Annotated in this window: 25 protein-coding genes and 1 tRNA gene; 21 read left to right on the top strand and 5 right to left on the bottom strand. The window is 64.3% G+C overall.

The window, feature by feature from the left end:
• Positions 1-64: 64 nt before the first annotated feature.
• From rplM to HB634_RS19550, 3 genes are all read left to right on the top strand, one after another.
• On the top strand, positions 65-493 hold the full coding sequence (gene rplM / locus HB634_RS19560) for a 50S ribosomal protein L13 (protein WP_063571418.1): 429 nt from the start codon (positions 65-67) through the stop codon (positions 491-493).
• Positions 494-502: 9 nt separating this feature from the next.
• A complete protein-coding gene (gene rpsI / locus HB634_RS19555; RefSeq protein WP_036138010.1) occupies positions 503-895 on the top strand; it encodes a 30S ribosomal protein S9 in 393 nt (130 codons plus the stop codon).
• A 57-nt stretch (positions 896-952) separates the two neighbouring features.
• Positions 953-1,026, top strand: a tRNA-Gln gene (locus tag HB634_RS19550).
• Between the two features lie 787 nt (positions 1,027-1,813).
• Here HB634_RS19550 and HB634_RS19545 read toward each other — a convergent pair.
• Positions 1,814-3,214: a winged helix-turn-helix domain-containing protein gene (locus tag HB634_RS19545; RefSeq protein WP_213949796.1), complete on the bottom strand. Its 1,401-nt coding sequence runs from the start codon at positions 3,212-3,214 to the stop codon at positions 1,814-1,816.
• Between the two features lie 146 nt (positions 3,215-3,360).
• Here HB634_RS19545 and HB634_RS19540 point away from each other — a divergent pair, with 146 nt between their 5' ends.
• The 11 genes from HB634_RS19540 (at position 3,361) to HB634_RS19490 (ending at position 8,479) form a co-directional block, all read left to right on the top strand.
• Positions 3,361-4,092, top strand: coding sequence for a response regulator transcription factor (locus HB634_RS19540; protein ID WP_082879167.1), 732 nt, complete (start codon positions 3,361-3,363; stop codon positions 4,090-4,092).
• A gap of 118 nt (positions 4,093-4,210) precedes the next feature.
• The gene (locus tag HB634_RS19535; RefSeq protein WP_213949795.1) at positions 4,211-4,753 is read left to right on the top strand and encodes a glycosyl hydrolase 108 family protein; all 543 of its coding nucleotides are present in this window, start codon (positions 4,211-4,213) and stop codon (positions 4,751-4,753) included.
• Positions 4,754-4,768: 15 nt separating this feature from the next.
• Entirely contained in the window at positions 4,769-5,299 is a 531-nt protein-coding gene (locus HB634_RS19530) for a DUF2589 domain-containing protein (protein WP_082879166.1), read from the top strand.
• Positions 5,300-5,368: 69 nt separating this feature from the next.
• Entirely contained in the window at positions 5,369-5,983 is a 615-nt protein-coding gene (locus tag HB634_RS19525) for a DUF2589 domain-containing protein (RefSeq protein ID WP_063572703.1), read from the top strand.
• 62 nt (positions 5,984-6,045) lie between these two features.
• A complete protein-coding gene (locus HB634_RS19520) occupies positions 6,046-6,306 on the top strand; it encodes a hypothetical protein (RefSeq protein WP_063572702.1) in 261 nt (86 codons plus the stop codon).
• A gap of 9 nt (positions 6,307-6,315) precedes the next feature.
• Entirely contained in the window at positions 6,316-6,630 is a 315-nt protein-coding gene (locus HB634_RS19515; RefSeq protein ID WP_213949794.1) for a hypothetical protein, read from the top strand.
• A complete protein-coding gene (locus HB634_RS19510; RefSeq protein ID WP_213949793.1) occupies positions 6,627-6,815 on the top strand; it encodes a hypothetical protein in 189 nt (62 codons plus the stop codon). Before HB634_RS19515 ends, HB634_RS19510 begins: the two co-directional genes overlap by 4 nt.
• A gap of 12 nt (positions 6,816-6,827) precedes the next feature.
• Positions 6,828-7,241 (top strand): hypothetical protein, encoded by a 414-nt coding sequence (locus tag HB634_RS19505; RefSeq protein ID WP_213949792.1) that lies wholly within the window; start codon positions 6,828-6,830, stop codon positions 7,239-7,241.
• A gap of 4 nt (positions 7,242-7,245) precedes the next feature.
• A complete protein-coding gene (locus HB634_RS19500) occupies positions 7,246-7,569 on the top strand; it encodes a hypothetical protein (RefSeq protein WP_213949791.1) in 324 nt (107 codons plus the stop codon).
• Complete coding sequence (locus HB634_RS19495) at positions 7,566-7,877, top strand: hypothetical protein (protein WP_213949790.1); 312 nt, start codon at positions 7,566-7,568, stop codon at positions 7,875-7,877. The genes HB634_RS19500 and HB634_RS19495 overlap by 4 nt, the downstream gene beginning before the upstream one ends.
• Before the next feature lie 152 nt (positions 7,878-8,029).
• Positions 8,030-8,479 (top strand): hypothetical protein, encoded by a 450-nt coding sequence (locus tag HB634_RS19490; RefSeq protein WP_082879323.1) that lies wholly within the window; start codon positions 8,030-8,032, stop codon positions 8,477-8,479.
• Positions 8,480-8,521: 42 nt separating this feature from the next.
• Here the strand turns inward: HB634_RS19490 and HB634_RS19485 are convergent, their stop codons facing one another.
• The 4 genes from HB634_RS19485 to HB634_RS19470 all read right to left on the bottom strand — a co-directional run bounded on the left by HB634_RS19485 (position 8,522) and on the right by HB634_RS19470 (position 11,568).
• Positions 8,522-9,463 (bottom strand): MASE1 domain-containing protein, encoded by a 942-nt coding sequence (locus HB634_RS19485; protein WP_213949789.1) that lies wholly within the window; start codon positions 9,461-9,463, stop codon positions 8,522-8,524.
• A 153-nt stretch (positions 9,464-9,616) separates the two neighbouring features.
• Positions 9,617-10,228, bottom strand: a complete 612-nt coding sequence (locus HB634_RS19480) for a hypothetical protein (RefSeq protein ID WP_213949788.1) — start codon at positions 10,226-10,228, stop codon at positions 9,617-9,619.
• A 33-nt stretch (positions 10,229-10,261) separates the two neighbouring features.
• On the bottom strand, positions 10,262-10,903 hold the full coding sequence (locus HB634_RS19475) for a DUF1109 domain-containing protein (protein WP_213949787.1): 642 nt from the start codon (positions 10,901-10,903) through the stop codon (positions 10,262-10,264).
• On the bottom strand, positions 10,900-11,568 hold the full coding sequence (locus HB634_RS19470; protein WP_213949786.1) for a sigma-70 family RNA polymerase sigma factor: 669 nt from the start codon (positions 11,566-11,568) through the stop codon (positions 10,900-10,902). Before HB634_RS19470 ends, HB634_RS19475 begins: the two co-directional genes overlap by 4 nt.
• Positions 11,569-11,721: 153 nt before the next feature.
• On the opposite strand from HB634_RS19470, the gene HB634_RS19465 reads away from it, so the two are divergent.
• The 7 genes from HB634_RS19465 (at position 11,722) to HB634_RS19435 (ending at position 16,036) form a co-directional block, all read left to right on the top strand.
• Positions 11,722-12,003 carry a DUF2282 domain-containing protein gene (locus HB634_RS19465; protein ID WP_213949785.1) on the top strand — a complete coding sequence of 94 codons (282 nt, stop codon included), beginning with the start codon at positions 11,722-11,724 and terminating at the stop codon, positions 12,001-12,003.
• 8 nt (positions 12,004-12,011) lie between these two features.
• Entirely contained in the window at positions 12,012-12,845 is an 834-nt protein-coding gene (locus tag HB634_RS19460) for a DUF692 domain-containing protein (RefSeq protein ID WP_213949784.1), read from the top strand.
• Complete coding sequence (locus tag HB634_RS19455; protein ID WP_213949783.1) at positions 12,842-13,570, top strand: DNA-binding domain-containing protein; 729 nt, start codon at positions 12,842-12,844, stop codon at positions 13,568-13,570. Before HB634_RS19460 ends, HB634_RS19455 begins: the two co-directional genes overlap by 4 nt.
• Before the next feature lie 10 nt (positions 13,571-13,580).
• On the top strand, positions 13,581-14,051 hold the full coding sequence (locus tag HB634_RS19450; RefSeq protein WP_063573333.1) for a DoxX family protein: 471 nt from the start codon (positions 13,581-13,583) through the stop codon (positions 14,049-14,051).
• Between the two features lie 90 nt (positions 14,052-14,141).
• Positions 14,142-14,411 carry a hypothetical protein gene (locus tag HB634_RS19445; RefSeq protein ID WP_213949782.1) on the top strand — a complete coding sequence of 90 codons (270 nt, stop codon included), beginning with the start codon at positions 14,142-14,144 and terminating at the stop codon, positions 14,409-14,411.
• Between the two features lie 48 nt (positions 14,412-14,459).
• Positions 14,460-15,302, top strand: coding sequence for a DUF692 domain-containing protein (locus tag HB634_RS19440; protein ID WP_213949781.1), 843 nt, complete (start codon positions 14,460-14,462; stop codon positions 15,300-15,302).
• A complete protein-coding gene (locus HB634_RS19435) occupies positions 15,299-16,036 on the top strand; it encodes a DNA-binding domain-containing protein (RefSeq protein ID WP_213949780.1) in 738 nt (245 codons plus the stop codon). Before HB634_RS19440 ends, HB634_RS19435 begins: the two co-directional genes overlap by 4 nt.
• Positions 16,037-16,070 lie beyond the last annotated feature (34 nt).

The raw sequence follows: 16,070 nt of genomic DNA, 5'->3' as shown, positions 1-16,070 counted from the left end.
TCTCGCGCCTTTGCTTTCACCGATTCCGTGTTCCGTCTCAACGGCGGCAAACCAGGTATTTGAAATGAAAACGTTCACCGCCAAGCCGGAAAGCGTCAAGCGCGATTGGTTCGTGGTTGATGCCACGAACAAGACCCTGGGTCGTCTTTCGACCGAGGTCGCGCGTCGCCTCCGCGGCAAGCACAAGCCCGAGTTCACCCCCCACGTCGATACCGGCGACTATATCGTCGTGATCAACGCCGAGAAGGTGGCCGTGACCGGTGCCAAGCTGGACGACAAGATGTACCACCGCTTCACCGGCTACGTCGGCAACCTAAAGACCATGAGTCTCAAGGATCTGCTGGCTACCCACCCGGAGCGCGTGATCGAAATCGCCGTCAAGGGCATGCTGCCGAAGAACCCGCTGGGTCGCGCCATGTACCGCAAGCTCAAGGTGTACGGCGGCGCCGAGCACCCGCACACCGCGCAGATGCCTCAGGCGTTGGAAATCTAAGGAATTCACATGGCTACCCAGCAGAATTACGGTACCGGCCGCCGCAAGACCTCCGCCGCCCGCGTGTTCCTCCGCAAGGGCACCGGTGGCATCGTGGTCAACGGCAAGCCGCTCGACCAGTTCTTCGGTCGCGAGACCTCGCGCATGATCGTGCGCCAGCCGCTCGAACTGACCGAAAACGTCGACAAGTTTGATATCATGGTCACCGTCGCCGGTGGCGGCATCACGGGTCAGGCCGGCGCCATTCGCCTCGGCATCTCCCGCGCCCTCGTCGAATACGACGAAGCGCTGAAGTCGCCGCTGCGCAAGGCTGGTTTCATGACCCGCGACGCTCGCGAAGTCGAGCGTAAGAAGGTCGGTCTGCACAAGGCCCGCCGCGCAACGCAGTTCTCGAAGCGCTAATCATCGCGCTTCAAAGTTCGACGCACTAAGGTCAGAGCGTGTCGAGCCAAGGTTTATTGGGAGATCGTCTAACGGTAGGACGACAGCCTCTGACGCTGTCTATCTAGGTTCGAATCCTAGTCTCCCAGCCAAACGGAAAAAGCCCCTGAGAAATCAGGGGCTTTTTTTTTGGCTCTTCCCGGATGACGGGGGCCCGGGCGCTCGGCTTTCAGGCGGGGCATTCTTTCGCACCTCGCACCTCGCACCTGGCTCGCCTTCGGCCTCGCGGGCTCGGCTTTGCCATCGCTCTCTACACTTGGGCGTTTCGCGGGGAGACCTTGGTGCCCACCCTCGCTGCTCAGACACGTCCTCCGCGTTCGAAAAGGACGACCGCTCGCGCGGCCCATGTACTTAACTGGCCTACGGCCGCTCCACTTGTGCGGAACTCGCCTCGAGGGTGGACACCAAGGTCTCTCACGACGATACGGTCAGCTGGAGGGAGAGGCGTTGGGCGTGGGTGCTGCCGCCGAAGCTGGCCGTTACGGCGGTCGTGCTGATACGTCATTTCCGGCGCGGCGAGCGTTTGCCTCGCCGCTGCGCTTCTGCGCGCCGACAATCACGGCGCGCTGGGGTCGACCGTTGGCGATGGCTACGAGCCAGCAGCCGAAGCGGCGCTGCTTTGTCGGCTCGACCCGAACGAACCTCAGCGGTGGGAAGAGTCTTCGGTGCCCACCCTCGAGGCGAGTTCCGCACAAGTGGAGCGGCCGTAGGCCAAATAGGTACACGGCCGCGCAGCGGCCTTTCCGGTACGAAACGCGGAGGACGTGTCTGAGCAGCGAGGGTGGGCACCGAAGGCTCTGCGCCGCCACGTCTACACGCCGAAGGCTCTGCGCCTCACCGTCTTCGGCGTCCCCGGCATTCCGCGAAGAACCTTTTTTGCTACCACGCAGCAACCCAGGCCACCGAGACTGCCCCGAGGCAGCAGGCGCTGATGACCAGCATCGCTAACGTCCTCAGTACACGCTCCCTCCACCGGCGGTGCAGCCGAACGGCGAGTGTCCGGCGCAGCACGCGGTGTCGCGTCCTCTGTTCGACTTGGGTTTGCTCCTCCAGCGCGTGGTCCGCGCAAGCCTGCCGGTAGGTCTCGAAGGTCAGGATCCCGTCGTCGCGCCTCGCGTCATAGAGCCGTCGTAGTAGGGAGGGCAGCACACGCAAGGGATGCTGCATGCCTCGGGCATGTTCGAGCAGGACATCGTCCAGCAGCTGTTCGGTGCCGGCTTCCTGCTCGAACCGCAAGCGCGCCATTCGCGCTGGCAGGCGGATCATCAGGGCGAGTTCTCCCGGTGTGGGATCGGTCAGCTGGAAGGTTACTGGCGGAATGGGCGTGTAGCGGGCGACGTGTCCGTGCTGGGCGGCATCCTGGCAGGTGGCGATGATCGCAATCCTTCCGGTCGCTGCCATCGATGACATGGCGCCGAGAAAGGTACGCGCCATGTTGGCATCCGCACTTTCGCTCAACAGGATATCGAGGTCGTCAACGAACAGCATCAGGACGGCACCGCGCCCGTGAAGTCGGTGAGCGATGCGCCCGAGAACGAGGTTGAGGTCCTTGAGCAACGACCGTGTCAAAGAAGCGCGTTCGCTTTCGACGAAGATCGGCTCTCCGTCGATATGCCATTCACACAGGGCCGTGGCGAGCGCGTCCCAGGGACGTCCGTCGGCCCGATCACCGCGGAGCACGGCGAAAGCAAGGGCACGCAGCCCGTCATATCCCGCAGGGCCCAGCAGAACTGGGGCCACGCCGGCGCATACGAGCGATGTCTTGCCGCTCGCCGGCGGACCGCATACGAGGAGGAGTGCGTTGCCCTGGTTACGTGTTTCCTTGAGGCGCCGAAGCAGGTCCGACGTGCATCGCCTGCGTCCGAAGAATAGCGGCGCGTCCGCGATATCGAAGGGCCGGCCGCCTGGATAGGGCGGCTCGGACGTTGCAAGGGGCGGCAGCTCAACAGCGGAACCACCGTCCGGAAAAGCGACCGACGTGGTCACCCGGTAACCGCGTTTGCGAATGGTCGCAATGTAGCGTGGCGCGCGTGCGTCATCGCCCAGCGCGCGACGCAACTGGGCGATCGCCTTGTGGACCGGATTGTCTCCGTAGAAGTGACCGGCCCAGCAGGTCGTAAGCAGATGGTCGGTCGAGAGGACCTCAGGTGCCCCCAACGCCAGTGCGACCAGGACATCCATCAGTTTCGGCTCGAGCGACACGCGCTCGTCCTGGCGCTCGATGACGCGCTGTCCGGGGCGCACCGTCCAGTCGCCGAACGTGAAGAAGGGGGGCCTCATGGCAATGATGCATGCCGCGGTCAGGCCGGACTGTGCCGCGCTAAGTCCTTAGTTTGTGGGAAGAAGGTCCGCCGTAAGGTTTCCGGAAGGACACCCGAGCGCCTTTCCGACGAGGCTCTACGGCATCTTCCACCTGGACAGCACACATGAATGGACATCCCTTCCCTGGCCCTGAGGCCGGGCGCATTTTGTCACAGGCCTTCAGAGCCAGTGACAGAGGCGCCACCGCCCGCACTACCGTGGTTCTCGCGGACCAGCAAGCCGTCCTGCGCGATGCGGTGGCTGCCGTGCTGCAGGCACACGAGGGCGTGGACATCGTCGGGAGCACGGGTGACGGGCAGGAATGCGTGCGCCTGGGTCAGGACGAGCGCCCCGATCTTCTGATCTTCGACACGGCCGTCGCCGGCATGTCGGGGCTCGAAGTCGTGCGACGCATCGCCAGGGACTCCCCGGGAACGCGGATGCTCTGCCTGTCCGCGCGGGAGCAGGCTCACTGGGTCAGGGCCGCGTTCGACGCCGGTGCCCACGGCTATGTCGCCAAGCGGAATACGTTCGACGTACTTGCACGCGCCATCGACGGCGTGATGCGTTCCGGTTCTTACGTCAGCCCCGATGTCGCGCATGTCCTGGTCAACCGCTTTCGAGGTCGTGCCGCCCATGAGGGAGGCAGCGGAGGTGAACTGAGCCATCGCGAGAGGGAGGTGGCGCGGCTGTATGCCGAAGGACTCGCGACGCGGGAAATCGCCGACCGCCTCCACCTCAGCATGAAGACGGTAGGCACCCATCGCGATCACGTGATGGCCAAGCTCGGCATCCGCGGCATTGCCCAGCTGACACGCTACGCGGTCCGCGAAGGGCTCATCGATGTGGATCACTAAGCCAGCGAACGGGTTCGTCACCCAGAACAAATCAGTGCGCGACCGATACCGTAAACGCTGCTATCAGCGGATAGTTCCACTCAACGGCGCGGAGTTCGCCAACGCAGAGCACACACGGATGGCCGACTTCTCCCGGTTCTTTCCTATCCTCCTCAAGCACGAGGGTGGATACGTCAACCACCCTGCCGACCCGGGTGGCGCTACCAACAAGGGCATCACGCTCGGCACGCTTTCACAGTGTTCGCGCGCATTGCTCGGGCTCCCACCCAGCATGGGCTTACTGCGCGAGCTGACCGATGAGCAGGTCGGCATTATCTACAAAGCGCTCTACTGGGATGCCATTCGCGGTGACGACATCGCCTCTCAATCCCTGGCCAGCCTGGTGTGTGACTTCCAGATCAACGCGGGTGTCGCGTCGTCGCGTTTGCTGCAGAGGGTGCTCAACGAACGCGCCACGCGACCCGCGCTGGTCATCGACGGAATGATCGGACCGCGCAGCCTGCGTGTGGTCAATGCCTGCGATACCGCCCAGGTACATGCCGCATTCAAGACGCAACGCATGGACTACTACCGCGGCCTGGCGAAGCGACGCCCTTCGTTGCAGTGCTTCCTTGCCGGATGGCTTCGACGCACTGAATCCTTTGTCTACATTTCGCCTTGAAGAAGGACATGATACGTGGCTGCAGATACACCGCTTCCCGGTCTCATCGAGGCGATGGCCGGTGCCGTGATCGATGCGCAGGATCGCATCGAGCGGCGCCAGATGGCCTACCTCAGTGAGTACTTCGACGAGGACAATCGCCCGAAAAGCGTTGTCATTCGGATGCCATCCATGCAGCCGGGTGCGACGGTCGAGGACGAAGACCTGTACAGGGCGCCGCTGCTTCCCCTGGTCTCGACGAACCTTCTGCGGATCAAGGACGTCGAGATCAGTTTCGACGCCGACCTCGGTCATCTCGTCGAGCCGACGGCTTCTCCCGCTGCAACAGCACCAGCGGAGGCACGACCCGGTTGGGAAGTGCCTCGCGAAGCGACACGTCCGGTGCTTCAGCTGGACACGACCGCCGCCAGCGGCGGCCGCAAGGCCGGCTCGGTTCACGTCGTGATGCGCGTGGAAGGTAGCGAACCCAGTGACGGGATGGCCCGTCTCATGACCCATTTAGCGCAGACCCAAGGGGTCTTCCAGACGTTCAGGCCGGAGAGCTGAGGCGATACCGGTCGAACCACGCCGCGCATTCCGTGCGTCGTGTCTTGCCAACAGTAAAGGAGTTACGACATGGCAGAACTCGTGAGTATGTCCAGCCAGTTCCAGGGTCTTCCGATGGGCGATCTCATCGGTGCACCGCTCAGCGCTGCATGCGATGGCCAGATCAAACTGGCCCAGGCCACCGCCGACTTCATCAAGGTTGTCGGTTTCCTGCCCGACGCCGACAGCGCGGACGGCATCGGTGACACCCGCACGGCATCGTTCAAGTTCAAGCGTCCCGTCGAGAATCCCGACGGCAGCATCTCCGATGAAGAGGTCGAGATCGACGTCCCGCTGCTCTCCATCGTCAAGGTCCCGAACCTCGCGATCAGTACGGTCGATATCACCTTCGACATGGAAGTGAAGTCGGCGATTACCGAGAAGGAATCGAGCAACAGCTCGCACGCTTACGACGCGAACATGTCGATGAAGTTCGGCTTGTTCAGGGCAAACGTCAAGGTGGCCGGCTCGGTCGCTTCGGCCAAGGAGAACACCCGCCAGTCCGACAACTCCGCGAGGTATCACGTCGCCATTCATGCCGAAGACAAGGGCATGCCCGAAGGCCTTGCCCGCGTCATGGACATCATGCAGTCCGCGTGTGCCCCGCGTAAGGTCACGGCCGTGCCGACCGCAGCAGCGGCGTAACGGATGGCCGCGGCACCCCAATGCCCCTCCCCAGGGTGCCGCGGTTTTCAAGGAGTGAATTCATGTTCGATCTCACGGAAGTCAAGTTCGTCAAGCGCATCGTCGTCGGCACCGACGACCCGAACCAGATGCGTTCGGAGCAGCAGGTCGCCGAAGCCAACGACATGCTCAATCGATGCTTCAACGAGTCGCCGAAGGGTTGCATCATCGGCATGGAGAAGAGCTTCAAGGTTCTCCAGATCGGCGAGCATCAGGTGGTCCTGCAGTGGATCTGCTATCACGTCGGCTTTCCGCGAAAACCCGCCTGGCTGCCGGCAGCGTAGGAGCAGATCATGGCTCATACCTCGCTCGACCAGCTTCTTGACGCCGTCACCCGTGCGCTGCGTGACGCCGATCATTCCCTCAAACGACGTGCCCATCCCGGGCCTCGCCTCGCCGAACTATCCATGGCCTTCGACTTCCGCCTGCGGTATCGCCGTGTCGCGCGTCGCCGGCGCGAACTGGTCATGCAGCTCGGCCGACCGCGCTTTGCCTGGCTGGATCGTCGCCCTGTGCATCAGTTGAGGCTCGTCTGCCTCGCCGCCTCGGACTGGCAACCCTGCGTGGAGATCGACGGCCATCTCATCGTCCCTCGAGGTGGTGCATGAGCACGGCCCGTCTTCCCCGTTCACTCAGCGAACTTCACGTCTCCGCCGAGTGGGAGACGACTTTGCTGACTTACCTCGAGCTGCCGCCCCGCAGGCCGAGCCGATGGCTGGTGCTCGCGCGCGGTGCCATCGTGTTCACGTCAGCACGCATCGCGACGTTCGTTTTCCTTCTTGTTGCTTCCTGACCGGAGATGTCCATGTTACGTACTGTCCTGCTGTCATCCCTCCTGCCTGCGTTGACGCTGGGTCTGTTGGCCTCACCGAGCGCCGCGGAAGACGCGCCTTCGCACGACGGCAGCTGGCGCGGCGTCGTCGCCGCGTCGATCCAGAATACCGTCCGTCTCGACGCGACCATCCATGCACAGCGCGCGTCCCTGCAATTTGGCGAGCCCGCCAACTGCAAGATCGTCGCGGACCATCTTCGCGATGTCGATGGCAGCAGCTTCTATCGCTTTCATCCATCGACGAACGGCGGCGGTTTTTGCGCGCGCCTGTATCCGGGCGAACTGATGGTCGATACACCTGCTCCGGGATCGATCGCCATGGCGTTCCAGCGTGCGGAGTCGCGCTGGGCCGGTGTCCTCCGGCGAGCCAACAGCGCGAAGGAGTAGCGTCATGGACCCCACCCTGATCGATCGCTTATGGCTGCTCCTGGCCGCTGTCGGCGGAGCGGTGATTCCCGTCGCGTTATCGGATAGCTCGCGAGGCCGCGCTGTCGTCAGGGTCATATGCGGCACGGTGCTCGCCGTCTTCCTGGCGCCTGCGATCGGAAAGCGGTACGTGAGCGATTACGACCCTGAAGTTCAGGCGGCCGTCGCGATTCTTATCGGCTGTTTCGGTCTGAACCTCACGGCGATCGTGCAGGGTGTGATCGAAGCGCATGTCGAGAAGGTAACCAAGCGCGTCTTAGGACGCTTTCTTCGAGGTACCGATAAATGATCATGATAATGACGTGGTTCAATCTCGTCTGCTCGTCCCTGATCGCCGCCGCCGCGCTGTGGCAGGTGACCGACGCGACGCAGCCGCGCCTGGAGCGACTCTGCATGACACTTCTGGCGTGCGGAGCGGTCGTCAACGTGGTTGGCGTGTCCGAAGCGGTGGCAGGCACGGGTACGGGCCTCCTCTCGCAGGCCTTTGCCTGGCCCAGCGAGGCCGCCCTGAACCTCGGCGCGGCCGCCATGCTCATTCGCTGGAGCTATGCGGCCTGCAAATGCCGGGGGACCACAGGTCGACGGCCCCAGGAATGAGCGAATTCGGCAGGGTGTCCGCCGCACCCCGACCGATGAGGGAAAGTGCGGGTATCGATCATGGGCTGTCCGGCCCTGAACGGCCCATGGTCGAGCTACCGGTCCGGCGCGATACCCGCGCGGGCTCGCCAACCTCCCATGGGACTTTCGACATGCGTACATCGACACGCTTCCTGCTCTGCTCCCTCCTCGCCCTTCCGCTGGGCGTCACCGCCGTTCACGCACAGACCGCACTCTCCGGCCTGGGACAACCGTCGACCAGTGCCGTGGGTGACGTCAGCTCCAGCGCGAACTATCACGTCTACGTCTTCACCCGCGGCGGCACCCGCTACATCCAGGTGAACGACGCCGGTGGCGCCGTGCGTGGTGCCTTTGCCGTCACGGCATACAAGGCGGTCGGTCTGCCGATCGGTTCGGACGCGAGCCGACTGGCGACGCCGGACGAACCCCTTCCCGCCCCAGCCTCGACCACCGGCGAGACGGTCTACTCCGATAGCTCGACGCATGTGTTCGTGGCGCCTCAGCCCGACGGCACGATGCAGATCAATTTATTGATTGGCGATTGCAAGAATCCGGCGGAATGCAGCTCGCACGGCCCCTGACCGATGACAGGCGCCGGGCTACAGCCCGGCGCTCTCATCACCTCAGCCGAGGTGGTGGGAGCCGGTGTGCGCGACCAGGGAGTGGCTCGCAGCGAGGCGCCGGGCCACCCTGACCCCGAACAACAGGGAGGTGGAGATGACGAAGGCCAGGACGACCTGTGCCTGGATCATGGCCGGGTCGCGAAGCTCGAACGACGTCGCTGCCAGGGCAATGCTTGCCAGCATGCCGCCGATGGCGGTGCCGTGCCAGCCGTGACGCAGCGTAAGGACGATGACAGGAACGGGCATGGCCATCCGTACGCACTGCAGCGCCATGCCATCCAGCTGTGAAGCCGCGATCATCAGCAAGGCGAGCGTCGGAACGGCAATGAACAGGGCGTCGCGCGTCAGGACGCTGTGCCACACGGCCTTGAGTGTCACCATGCGGCCGGGCTGCAGGGCGAGGCGCTCGCGCAGGGCGAGGATCATCGGGGTGAGGGTCAGGGCGCCGAGGTAGGCACCCAGGAACCACGCGAGGAAGAGGGGAATGGTCACCGCTGGCGCTTCGGATCCGTCGCCCATCGACACGTTGGCGAGTGCCGCCCCGTTGGCAATACCGTTAATCACCGCGCAGACCATGGTCGCGGCCATGATCATGCCCATGTGGATCTGACCATCTTCACGGAACAAGCCGAAGTGACGGCGCATCCAGGCGACGGCCGGCATCATCAACGCGATAGGTGGGATCGAGACGATGATCGCCCAGAGCACGCCGAATGCCGACGCATGCAGCGCGGCCATTTCAGCGATGGGCAATGTTTCACCGACAGCCAGTGCGAGCCAGTAGCGCCGTGGCACCAGGAAAAGGCAGGCCATGCGCAGGCCGGCGGGCAGCATCCAATGCGAGAAGGACACGTTGCGGGTGAGCTCGTAGCAGGCGGCATAAGCCCCGGCGACGGCGATATACCGTCCCCAGACTGCCGGATCCCTGCTGATTGAGCCCATGGTCGCCCCGCTGCATCGATGCGTCTAGTTTGATGGGTTAACGGCCGTGCCGCTATCGAATACACGGCCTAGGACGACATTTGCCGATTCCGCGCGCGGATCGTGGGAGAGGGTGACAAGTTCTTGCGATGGGGCTTTCAGGGCGCTTTCTGCTCAGTCGGTATCGCCCGGGCCGCCGTTGCCACCGGTGGTTCCCAGGTGCAGTTCCTTGTCGAAGGCTTCCTCGACGTCGCAATACGGTTTTGCCGCCTGGGTGACGTGCGTCTGTCGGAAATACCGCCAGGGTTCCCCTGGCGCTTCGTCTTCATTCTTTGCCAGGTCGTACCAGGTGAAATGGACGGCGGCAGGGTCGGCAAAGCTGTCGCCCATGTCGCGCTGGGCGATCACGAGCATGACCCGCTTGTCGTCGTCCGAGCGGAGCAGGCGGAAGTCGTGGAGGACGCAGTCGGCGCCGCCGCCGATGGTTATCTCTAGACGTTCGCCCCCGTCGCTCTTGCCCGCCTGTCCGAACACGGGGACGAGGTTCCAGAACGCCTTCTCGCCGGCGGTCTTGTCACGAATGTAAAAGCTCACGACATCGAAGCCGTGGGCGTTGTAGTTCTCACGCCACGCGCGCACCGCCATGGCAGGCTCGCCGAGCAGCGTGAGCTGATTGACGCCGTTGTCCACGGGAATCACCTTGAGGCCCGCGCCATCGGCAGCGGCAGCGGAGGTCACGACGAGGCCGAGCAGGGCCAGGAACCGGAACGATGTCGGACGGAGCATGCGTGAAGCATCCACGGGAGCGAAGCGCGCAGCCTACCAGCGAAGCACGCGAGGGCCGATCAAGGCACCGATCGCGGCCGGGATAGCCATGCCAAGCGGATACCAGGTGGACCAGAATGCCGGCGACATCTCGGGGCAATGCAGGCAATACGCCACGGTGGCCGTCGCGCCGGCAAGCACGCCCACGGCCGCGCCCGTGACCCGCGGCCGTACCGGTGCCATGCCGCGCACGGCCCAGAGCATGGCCAGAAAGGTCGGCGTCGAGAGCAGGGCGATCAGGATCGGGCAGACGCGCCAGGTGTGGCCGAGCAGCAGGGCCACGCGCGCGTCGGTCGGCGCATGCGCCAGCACGACGGCCATGCCGACCCAGGCGACGGCAACCGGTGCCGCCAGGCTTGCCCAACGGGCACCGATGCGAAGACCCGGGCGCGACAGTCGCAGCGTGAGCCACAACGCGGCTATGCCGATGCACGCGGCGAAGCCGATGCGCAGCCAGAACATCGGCAGGTGTATCGCATCGGCGAGATCCGGACGCAGCCCCAGTCCGGCGGCCATCAGCAGGGTTGCCGCGGCGAAGCCCAGCAGGAGGGCCAGGGCGAAACGACGGCCCGGTGCGCGGCGATCGACCGGCGGGGCCTCATTTGCAAGCATGGCGATGAAATCGTCGGTCTTCATGAGCTGCCTCGAATACGGGCGGCGAGTGCTTTCAGGCCACGATGCACGCCTACCTTCACCGCGGATTCGGAAATGCCGCAGCGTTGCGCTGCCTCGGCAACAGACAACCCCTGCAGCTTCACGAAAACGATGGGTAGACGATGGCGGTCGGGGAGGGCTTCGAGCAAGCGGCCGACATCGCGGCGTGCGTCGGCAGGTTCCACATCGGACTGGACGAAGAGGCTGCCGTCGTCCTCGAAGGGCTCGTGAAGCGCCTCGCGTCGCGCGTGGGCACGGAAGAAGTCCATCAGCTTGTAGCGCGCAATGGCATGCACCCAGGCGGTGAGCGGCTGGTCGTCGCGGTAGGTGTGTCGCGCATTGTGCACGGCGAGCAGGGTCTCCTGGAGGATGTCTTCGACGTCGGCCTGCGCACGCGGCAGGCGCCTGCGCAGGTACGCGCGCAGGTGCGAACCGAGGCCGTGGAGAAAGAGCCGGTACTGGGCGGCATCGCCACCCAGGCCGAGGACGAAGCAGGCGCGGAGCTCGTTCTCCGTCGCCGAAAAGACGTCAGCTACCCGCTCCGTCGGGGATGTCGCTGTGATGGCTGGGCTGTCCATGGACAGCGATATAGCCATGCCCGGCTCGCTATCGCAAGCGTCGCGGGCCGAGCGTGGCGACGACGACATGGTGGGCATGTTCCTCAGTTCGCTCGCCGCGGACATCCGGTTACAGCACGACCGAAAAAAAAAGACGCCGCCGCGTGTAACCGACCTATCCGGCCCCGCGAACTCATTCGTGAAGCCGGACATCGTGTCCGGCCCTCCCCGCAAGGAGTTCCCATGAACCATCGTCACATTGCCTCCGTCGCCTTCACCCTCGCCGCCCTGGTTGCCGGTGTCGCGCAAGCCGATACCCAGAAAGATGCGAAGAAACCGGCCGTCGAGAAGTGCTGGGGTGTCGCCAAGGCAGGCCAGAACGACTGCGCCGCAGGCCCGGGCACGACCTGCGCCGGAACGGCCAAGGCGGACTACCAGAAGAACGCCTGGAAGAACGTGCCTGCCGGCACCTGCACCGCGATTCAGACGCCCAAGGGCAATGGCTCGCTGACCAAGGTCGGTTGAGCAGCCTCATGAGCCTGTCGCCCGCCGCCGGCATCGGCTTCAAGCCCCAGCATTTCGACGACGTCATGCGTTGTCATGCCGATGGCTTGTGGCTCGAAGTGCATCCCGAGAACTACATGGTCGATGGCGGACCACGACTGGCGATGCTGGATGCCTTAGCGGAACGCTTTCCGCTGTCCTTGCACGGCGTATCGCTTTCGCTTGCTGCAGCTGCACTGCCGGACGCCGTGCACCTGCAGCGCCTGCGCCGCCTCATCGACCGCGTGCAACCGGCGCTGGTGTCCGAACACATGGCCTGGTCGACGTGGGCAGGCCGCTACGTGCCGGACCTGCTGCCGTTCCCGCGAACCCACGAGGCGCTGGCACACCTTGTTCGCAATGTCGTGCATACCCAGGAGCGCCTGGGGCGACGGGTATCGTTGGAGAACCCATCGCATTACCTGGTACTGGATGGGCACGATTGGAGCGAGACCGATTTCCTCGCCGAACTGGTACGTCGCAGTGGCTGCGGTCTGCTACTCGACATCAACAACGTCTACGTCAGTTCGCATAACCTGGGCGCCGATCCTGTCGCTTATCTTGATGCGTTTCCGCTTCGCGCCGTTACGGAAATCCACCTTGCCGGCCACGCCGCGGATGACACCGACCCGACACTGCTCATCGACTCGCACGACGCACCGATTATGGACGCGGTGTGGTCGCTCTATCGTCACGTCGTGTCACGCGGCACTTCCCTCCCGACGCTGATCGAACGCGATGGCGACGTCCCCGCGTTTGCTAACCTGCTCGCCGAGAGGGGGCGGGCCCAGACCCTGCTGGAGACGGTAGGGATGGCCGCATGAGCGCCCTCGCACGTTTCCAGGACGACTTCGCGGATGCCCTCTACGACGAGAGGGCATTTGCCCCCGTTGACCAGGCCGCCTTCGCGATCTATCGCAATACCGCCATGCGTGCCTGCCTGGACGCGCTGGAGGCGAACTATCCCGCCGTCGTCTGCCTGGTCGGACGCGACTGGTTCCGCGCCGCCGCCGCCCTCCACGCCTCGCAGTCGCCGCCGCGCGATGGGCGGCTGTTTACCTATGGCGACGATTTCCCCGATTTCATCGGGACCTTTCCGCCAGCATCCGACATGCCGTACCTGGGTGACGTCGCACGACTCGACCGCCTCTGGGTAGAGAGCCTCGTCGCCGCCGACGCCAGCGTCCTGGACGCGGCGACGATGACCACCCTCGGACCCGACGGCATCGCTGCGCTCAGGCTGCGGGTGCATCCAGCGACGCGAACGTTCGCTGCCGCATCACCCGCCGTCACGATCTGGCAGGCAAGCAGGGCTGGCGTCGCGGTCGGTGCCGACCTTGTATGGCAACCCGAGTACGCCATCGTTACCCGGGGCCATCTCGAGGTCGGTGTCGCGGCGGTAGAGGCCCCGGTCCTGCGCTTTCTCGAGGCCATCGCCGAAGGGGTTTCGCTGGCCGATGCCGCCCTTTCGACCGTTGCCATCCACCCCGATGCCCGCATCGACCTCATCCTGGCCAGCCTGCTGAACGCTGGCGCATTCGCCACCTGAAGGACCCGCCATGGACTCGCTCACCCGTTCGCTCGTCACTCGTCCGACCCCCGTCTCGCGCTGGAACGCCCTCGCGGACCGCGTCGGCCAGCTCGTGGGCCATTCGTTCCTCGCGCTGGTTGCCCGCGTCTCCATCGCTGCGGTCTTCTTCCAGTCCGGGCGTACCAAGGTCGAAGGTTTCCTGACGATTACCGACGGCACCTACGAGTTATTCGCCACCGAGTACAAGCTGCCGCTTGTGCCGCCCGAGATCGCCGCGCATATGTCGGCGTATGTCGAAACGTTCGTGCCGATGTTGCTCGTGCTCGGTCTGGCAACGCGACTATCGGCGTTCGTGTTGCTCGGTATGACGACGATCATCGAGATCTTCGTCTACCCGGATGCGTGGCCGACGCATTTGTCCTGGGCTGCGATCCTGCTGTACCTCATCGCACGCGGCGGTGGCCGGCTGTCTGTCGATCATGCCATGGGCGTGCACTGAAAAAGATTTTCGCTTCGTGTAACCAATGCCCCCGGTGACGCGAATTCATTCATGCCACTTCGGCAAACCCTGACCTCCCGGAGAACGACCATGCATACCGCCACCCATAGCATCGCCGCTGCCGCCGCCATCTTCGCCGTCTCTGCCGCGGCGATCTCCGCCCCGGCGCAGGCTGCCGATCAGGCTGCCGGCAAGACCGTGCATTGCTACGGCATCAACAGCTGTAAAGGCACCTCGGACTGCAAATCGGGCAACCATGCCTGCAAAGGCCAGAACGACTGCAAGGGCCAGGGCTTCAAAGCGGTTTCGATGAAGGAATGCTCGGCCCAGGGCGGTAGCACCACCCCGCCGGCCCAGTAATCCTGCCTGCCCGGTCGCACTGGCGACCGGGCCTCTCCGGAGCACATCATGCCCGTTCAATCGCCGCCCGCGTTCCATGGCTTCGGTCTGGGCTTGCGTGTTCCGCACTATGCCGATTTCATCGCAACGCAGCAGCCGGTCGACTTCGTCGAAGTGATCTCGGAGAATTTCATGGTGGACGGCGGGCGCCCGCTCGACATCATCGACCGTGTTCGTGAGCGCTACCGCGTGGCCCTGCACGGGGTATCTATGAATCTCGGTTCGGTAGACGAGGTCGACATCGCCTACCTTCGCCGATTGAGCGCGTTGGCGCGTCGGGTCGATCCGCTCTGGATCTCCGATCACGTCAGCTGGACCGGTGTCGATGGCTTCAACGCCCATGACCTCTTGCCGCTTCCCTACACGGAAGAAGCGCTCGACGTCCTGGTCGCGAATGTGTCGATGGCGCAGGATGTGCTCGGTCGCGCGCTGGTGCTCGAGAATCCCTCGACCTACATCGCTTTCGCGGACTCGATGATGACCGAGGCCGTCTTTCTTTCGGCGCTGTGTGAGCGCACCGGATGCCTGCTTCTGCTCGACGTCAACAACATCTACGTGAGCGCGACCAATCACGGGCTTGACCCCGATGAATGGCTGGAAGGGCTGCCACTGGAGCGCGTCAGGCAGGTCCATCTTGCCGGACACAGCCAGGGGCGTGACATGCTGATCGATACGCACGACGCGCCGGTGCCCGATCCGGTCTGGCGGCTCTATGCGCGCTTCGCTTCGCGACTGGGTCACGTGGCCACCATGATCGAGCGGGACGACCATATTCCACCCCTGACGGACCTGCTCGCCGAGCTACAACAGGCCCGCCTCATCGCCGCGTCGGCGGCACGTCAGGCCGCATGAGCCTCGGTGATCTGCAACGGCGTTTCATCGCCTCGGTGTCCGGTACCGCTGCGCGGGGGGCTTTCGACGCGCGTGGCATGCGCGTGTATGCGAACAACTATCGTGGCCAGCTCATGACGGCCATGCGGGATGCCTACGCGAAGACACGGTTGTGGCTGGGCGACGAAGCATTCGATCGCGCGGCGGACCGTTACATCGATGAACACGTTCCCTCGTCATGGACGTTGGATGCTTATGGGCACGACTTTCCCGACATGCTCGAACATGACTATCCCGACGATCCGGATGTCAGTGAGCTGGCGTGGCTGGATGGGACCCTACGTCACGCGTTCAGTGGTCACGATGGTGTAGCGATCGACGCTGGCGCGCTCGTCGCCGACGATTGGGATCGCGTGGAGTTCGTCTTCGTACCGACCCTGCGGTTTCGCCGCATGCGCAGCAATGCAGTGGCGATCTGGAAGGCGCTCGCTGACGAGATCATGCCACCGGGAGCGGTGCAGGCCTCCGCGGGCGAAGGTGTCCGTGTGTGGCGCGGGGGGCTGTCGCCGCGGTTCGCCAGCATGGACGCCAGGGAATGCGCATGCCTTGACCTGGCCCTCGCAGGTGCCACGTTCGGCGAGATCTGTGAGCGGCTGCGCCAGTGGCACGCCTCCGCGGCGATAGCGGCCGAGGCGGGCGGGCTGCTTAACGCGTGGCTTGGCGATGGCCTCGTGATGAGCCTGCGCCAGGGATAAGCTGGCTGTAAGAAAGCAGTCAACGGTTGACCCC

It is taken from the genome of Luteibacter sp. dw_328 (assembly GCF_018449605.1).
In the GTDB taxonomy this organism is placed as follows: domain Bacteria; phylum Pseudomonadota; class Gammaproteobacteria; order Xanthomonadales; family Rhodanobacteraceae; genus Luteibacter.
This window is presented reverse-complemented; position numbering and strand designations above follow the sequence as displayed.